At 75.3% G+C, this 5,532-nt stretch carries 4 protein-coding genes and 1 pseudogene; 1 reads left to right on the top strand and 4 read right to left on the bottom strand.

Going from position 1 to position 5,532, the window contains the following annotated elements; translation table 11 throughout:
- Window positions 1-1,280: pseudogene (locus AB8Z36_RS33610) on the bottom strand (FAD-dependent monooxygenase); the annotation flags it as partial.
- A gap of 99 nt (window positions 1,281-1,379) precedes the next feature.
- Here AB8Z36_RS33610 and AB8Z36_RS33605 point away from each other — a divergent pair.
- Window positions 1,380-1,988 carry a TetR/AcrR family transcriptional regulator gene (locus tag AB8Z36_RS33605; protein WP_369217173.1) on the top strand — a complete coding sequence of 203 codons (609 nt, stop codon included), beginning with the start codon at window positions 1,380-1,382 and terminating at the stop codon, window positions 1,986-1,988.
- A 185-nt stretch (window positions 1,989-2,173) separates the two neighbouring features.
- Here AB8Z36_RS33605 and AB8Z36_RS33600 read toward each other — a convergent pair whose 3' ends face one another.
- From AB8Z36_RS33600 to AB8Z36_RS33590, 3 genes are read right to left on the bottom strand one after another with little or no spacing between them, the layout of a single operon-like run.
- Complete coding sequence (locus tag AB8Z36_RS33600; RefSeq protein ID WP_369217172.1) at window positions 2,174-2,413, bottom strand: hypothetical protein; 240 nt, start codon at window positions 2,411-2,413, stop codon at window positions 2,174-2,176.
- Window positions 2,414-2,433: 20 nt separating this feature from the next.
- Window positions 2,434-4,524, bottom strand: coding sequence for a 4-alpha-glucanotransferase (gene malQ, locus AB8Z36_RS33595; RefSeq protein WP_369217171.1), 2,091 nt, complete (start codon window positions 4,522-4,524; stop codon window positions 2,434-2,436).
- Complete coding sequence (locus tag AB8Z36_RS33590) at window positions 4,524-4,844, bottom strand: hypothetical protein (RefSeq protein WP_369217170.1); 321 nt, start codon at window positions 4,842-4,844, stop codon at window positions 4,524-4,526. The genes malQ and AB8Z36_RS33590 overlap by 1 nt, the downstream gene beginning before the upstream one ends.
- Between the last annotated feature and the right edge of the window lie 688 nt (window positions 4,845-5,532).

Here is a 5,532-nt window from a genome sequence, read left to right as displayed (position 1 = left end):
GCCTCGTAGAGCCGCCCGCCGTCCTGGAGCGCGACGTCCGGCGCCCGGTGCCCGACGAAGCGGTGGGCGCCCCGCGGGGCCCGGTACGCGATGCCGACGCCCGTCAGCTGTCCGACCATCCCCGCCCGCGCGGCGCCCACCCGGCCGACGACTCCGGCGAACCCGGCGCGCGCGGCCCTGGTCCACGGGCGCTTGGCTGCGCAGGACCGCCCTGCCGACCGGGTGCCGCTCGGCCTCGTAGGTGTCGAGCAGGCCCTCGGGGGCCCGGCCCTCGACGGCCGCGACCAGCTTCCAGCTCAGGTTCACGGCGTCCTGGAGGCCGGTGTTCATGCCCTGGCCGCCCGCCGGTGAGTGGACGTGCGCGGCGTCCCCGGCGAGGAAGACCCGGCCCACGCGGTACGCGGGCGCCTGGCGCTCGTCACTGTGGAAGCGGGACATCCAGCGGGCGTCGTGCATCCCGAAGTCCCGGCCGAGCGCCTGCCGGACGATGCTCCTGACCTCGTCGAGGTCGAGCGGGGCGCTGTCGGGCACGTTCCGCGAGCGGTCCCAGCCGATGACCCGGTGGTAGCCGTCGGCGAAGGGGGCGATGAAGGCGAAGGCGTCGCCGACGGTGTCGACGGTCAGCAGGTCCGGCGGGCGCTCGGCGAGCCGCACGTCGGCGAGGACCAGCGAGCGGATGACGGACCTGCCGGGGAACGGCAGCCCGACCGCCTCGCGCACGCCGCTGCGCATCCCGTCGGCGCCGACGGCATAGGCGGCGGCCAGGGTGCCCGACCTGCCCTCGGGGCCGCGCACATCGAGCCGCACGCCGCTCGCGTCCTGGGTGAGCCCGACGACCTCCGTCTCGTACGCGAAGCGCACCCCGGACTTCACCGCCCGCCGCTCCAGGGCCTGTTCGACCTCGTACTGCGGCAGGACCAGGACGTGCCGGAAGCGGGACGGCAGGGCGGAGAGGTCGAGCGCGAGGCGGCTGAAGACGCGCAGCTTGTCGAGCGGCTCCCCCACGGCCTCCAGCTCGTCGGCGAGGCCGCGGGCGTCGAGCTGCTCCAGGGTGCGGGCGTGCACGACCAGCGCGCGGGAGAGGTTGCTGATGCCGTGCGGCCGCTTCTCCACGAGGGTGACGGCGACGCCCGCGGCGGCCAGATCTCCGGCCAGCAGCAGGCCGGWGGGGGGCCCGCGCCCACGACGACGACACCCCTGCCGTCGGCCCCGCTGTCGGCCCCGCCGCCGGTCCTGCCGTCAGTCCTGCCGTCCCTCGCGACGTCACTCGTGCCGTTCATGGCTGCCTCCTGATGCCAACACGCGTTGGTCAACGCTTGTTGGCCAACGTAGGACCGCCTCTCTGGACTGTCAACAACTGTTGGCCTACGTTTGTTGGCATGACCGGAAAAGCCCCCGCGGACGCCTCACCCTCCCCGTCCGACGCACCCGACACCTCTCCCCGGCGCTCCGACTCCACCCGCGCSKGAAYCCTCGCGGCGGCCCGCGAGCGGTTCGCCGCGGACGGGTACGAGCGCGCGACGATCCGCGCCATCGCCAGGGACGCGCGCATCGACCCCTCGATGGTGATGCGCTACTACGGCAACAAGGAGGGGCTCTTCGCCGCCGCCACCTCCGCCGACCTGCGGATGCCGGACTTCGCGCGGGTGCCGCGCGAGGATGTCGGGCGGGTCCTCGTGACGCACTTCCTCGACATGTGGGAGGACGGGGGCGTGCTCACCGCGCTGCTCCGGGTGGGCCTCACCAACCAGGCGGGCGCCGAGCGCATGCGGGAGATCTTCGAGGGGCAGCTGCTGCCGGTCGCCCGTGAGGTCTGCCCGGATCCGGCCGAGGCGGCGACGCGGGCGGCGCTCTGCGCCGCGCAGGTGCTCGGTCTCGCCCTGACCCGGTACGTGCTGCGGTTCCCGCCGTCGACCGCGATGACGCGTGCGGAGGTCACGCGGTGGCTGGCGCCGACGCTCCAGCGCTATCTGACGGCCGAGGAGTGAGAGCCTGCGTCATATCCCCTGCCAGGCACCGCACGCCCGGCCGGGGATATGACACGGGCTCTGCGGGAAAGAGAACACGCCGAGGGCGCCCTCCGCCGCCGCGTACGTACGTACATGGCGGAGGGCGCCCTCGGCGCGAAAGTCCGTCGGCGGCGCTGCTGGTGCCGTCGGCGCTGCTTGAGCCGTCAGCCCTGCTTGTGCTGCTTGCGGGACTTGTCGCCGACCATCACGAGGCCCGCGATGACCAGGAACAGCACGATGGGGGCCGCGACATAGAGGCCGAGCGTGTCGATGACGCTCAGGCCCGGACCCGGGTCGTCGCCGTCGTCCCGCATGTTCGCGAGCGCGGGGGACGACATGAGCAGCATCATCAGCGTCGTGCCGGAAGCCAGGGCGCCGGCGCGCAGAGCGTTCTTCTTGTCCACGGTGCAAACGTAGCGAACTCCTAAACGGGGTGCGCGTCCGGGGGTGCCGTACGGCGGAACACCGCGAGGAGCGCGTGCAGCCGCGGCGACGCCGCAAGGTCTTCCAGGGTGACGGGGTGTCCGGCGGCGTCGGCGATCGGCAGCCGCCAGTTCGGATACTGGTCCCAGGTGCCCGGCAGGTTCTGCGGGCGGCGGTCGCCGACCGCGTCCGGCAGCCAGATGCCGACCATGCGGGCCGGGGTGGCCAGCAGGAAGCGGTGCACGGCGCGGACCTCGTCCTCCTCGCAGCCGACGCCGCCCGGCAGCATGCCGAGCCGGGAGAGCAGCCCGAGCCACTCGCGCACATCGGCGGCGGCCTCGCGCTGCTCGTCGGCGAGGGGGCGGGTCAGCAGGCCGAGCTCATGGCGCAGCCGCACATGCTCGCCGGTGAGGCGGGCGGCGGTCGGGGGCAGGTCGTGCGTGGTGGCGGTGGCGACGCAGTCGGCGCGCCACGCGTCGGCGGGCAGCGGACGCCCCGTGCCCTCCCAGTCCCGCTCGAACCAGAGCACGGAGGTGCCGAGGACGCCGTGCGCGCGCAGGGTCTCGCGGACGCCGGGCTCGACGGTCCCGAGGTCCTCGCCGATGACGAGGGCGTCCGCGCGGTGGGCCTCAAGGGCGAGCACCGCGAGCATCGCCTCGGCGTCGTAGTGCACGTACGTCCCCTCGGTGGGGTCGTGGCCCTCGGGGACCCACCAGAGCCGGAACAGGCCCATGACGTGGTCGATCCGCAGCGCGCCCGCATGGCGCAGGAGGCCGCGGAGCAGCGCGCGGTACGGGGCGTAACCCGACTCGGCGAGGCGGTCCGGGCGCCAGGGCGGCAGCCCCCAGTCCTGACCCCGCGCGTTGAACGCGTCCGGGGGCGCGCCGACCGAGATGCGCTGCGCGAAGTGCCGCCGCTGGGCCCAGGCGTCGGCGCCGCCGGGGTGCACGCCGACCGCGAGGTCGTGCACCAGGCCGATGTCCATGCCCGCCTCGCGGGCGGTGCGCTGGGCGGTGGCCAGTTGCTCGTCGGTGAGCCAGGCGAGGCGGCAGTGGAAGTCGACGCGGTCCAGGAGCTCGCGCCGCGCGCGGGCGGTCGCGGCCGACGCGGGGTCGCGCAGCCCGGCGGGCCAGGTGTGCCAGTCGGGGCCGTACACCTCGGCGAGGGCGTACCAGGTGGCGTGGTCCTCCAGGGCGGGGCCCTGCTCGGCGAGGAAGGCGCTGTAGGCGGCGCAGCGGCCGGGGCCGACGGGGACCTCGGCGAGCAGTCCGAGGGCTTCGCGCTTGAGGGCCCAGACCGCGTCGCGGTCGATCAGCTCGCCGCGCAGGAGCACCCCCTCGCGCAGCTCGTCGGCCCGGCGGCACAGCTCCTCGGCCCGGTCGCGGGCCGCCCCCCGCAGCTGCGCGAACTCCGGCACGGCCGCCACGCGCAGATGCACCGGGTCGGGGAAGCGGCGGGAGGACGGGCGGTACGGCGAGGGGTCGCCGCCGGGGCCCTGCGGCGGGCTGGGCACGGCCGCGTGCAGCGGGTTGACCTGGAGGAAGCCGACATCCAGGGCGCGGCCCGACCAGGCGGCGAGCTCGGCCAGGTCGGCGAGGTCGCCCATGCCCCAGGAGCGCTGCGAGAGCAGGGAGTAGAGCTGGACCAGGAGGCCGTGGGTGCGGCGCGGCGGGGTCTTGATCCGACGGGGGGCGGCGATGAGGTGCGCCCGGGCCTCGCGCCCGTCGGGACTGCGGACGTGCAGGGCGTGCACGCCCGGCGGCAGCCGGGTGTCCGCTTCGGCTCCGGCCTCCCATGCGTACGTCCCGCCCTCCTCCGCCTCGATCCGCACGCGCGTGCCCCGCGGCAGCTCCGGGAGGAAGGCGGTGTCGCCGTCCGTCCAGGCGACCACGGTCGGCGGGAGCAGGCGCTCGGACAGCTCCGCCTCGCGTGCGGCGAGGGCGGCGGAGACCGCGTCGGGGGTGCTCGCGTCCACACCGAGGGCGGCGAGGGCGGCGACCACCGCGGTGTCGGTGGCCGGGACGGTGCGCCCGGGGGACGGGGAGTAGGAGGTGGCCACTCCGTACGAGGCGGCCAGCCGGGGTAGGGCCATCAGACCCCCGTGTAGTCCAGGCCCGAGGCCATACCGGTGGAGGTGGGCTCGCTGGTGAGGGGGGCGGCGTCGGCGAGGGGCGGCTCGCTGGTCAGCGGCGCGGCGTCGGCGAGCGGGGGCTCGCTGGTCAGGGGCGGCTCGAAGCAGCCGCAGAAGCACGATCCGTCGAGCCCGGACTCGGGACCGGAGAGCTGCGCCGAGTCGGGTGAGGTCACCCGGGTCCAGTCGGTGCCGGACGTCTGGCGGGGCATCTGGCCGGACACCGGTCCGGGCACCTGTTTGGAGAGGCCCGAGAGCAGAAGATTGGCGGAAGCAGCCACGTGTGAGCTCCTTGTCAGGGGGCAGGTCACGGCAGCCCTACCCAGAACGCGGGGCCGCAGACGTATACGTTGTATCAACGTGACGTGGGTCACGCCGGGTTCCCGGCGCGGGAGTTGTTCTTCCTCCGCCCCTGCTCACCCCGGAAGATCGGGCTCCCAGCGCCCGCCGACCCGGAAATCGTGCGCCGCGCCGGAGCGGGCGGCAGGGCCCGGGGCGAGCTCTCGGGCGCGCTGTGGGCACCCCCGCGGACGGGCGCGGAAGCGTCCGTTTCAGCCCCGTCGCGGCCCTCACGTCCGCCGGTGCCCCGCTACGGCCCCCGGCGTGATTCCGCGCGGATTCCGCGAAGAATCACTCCTCGCACACGTCCGCCCGTTGACACCCCGGCCGCCTCAGTGGTGGGCTCACTGCCACATCTGACGTCAGGGGCCACAGGAGCCCACCGGAAACAAGGAGCGGCCGTGCAGCTGCGGCGCAGGAAGGGCGCGGCCGCCCTCGCGGTCGCCGTCATCGCGGGCGCTCTCGGCGGCGCCCCCGGCGCCCTCGCGGCCCCGGGCACCCCCGACACCCCCCCCCCCCCCCCCCCCCCCCCCCCCCCCCCCCCCCCCCCCCCCCCCCCCCCCCCCCCCCCCCCCCCCCCCCCCCCTCAGTGGTGGGCTCACTGCCACATCTGACGTCAGGGGCCACAGG

It is taken from the genome of Streptomyces flavofungini (assembly GCF_041028215.1).
Lineage (GTDB): Bacteria > Actinomycetota > Actinomycetes > Streptomycetales > Streptomycetaceae > Streptomyces > Streptomyces flavofungini_B.
This window is presented reverse-complemented; position numbering and strand designations above follow the sequence as displayed.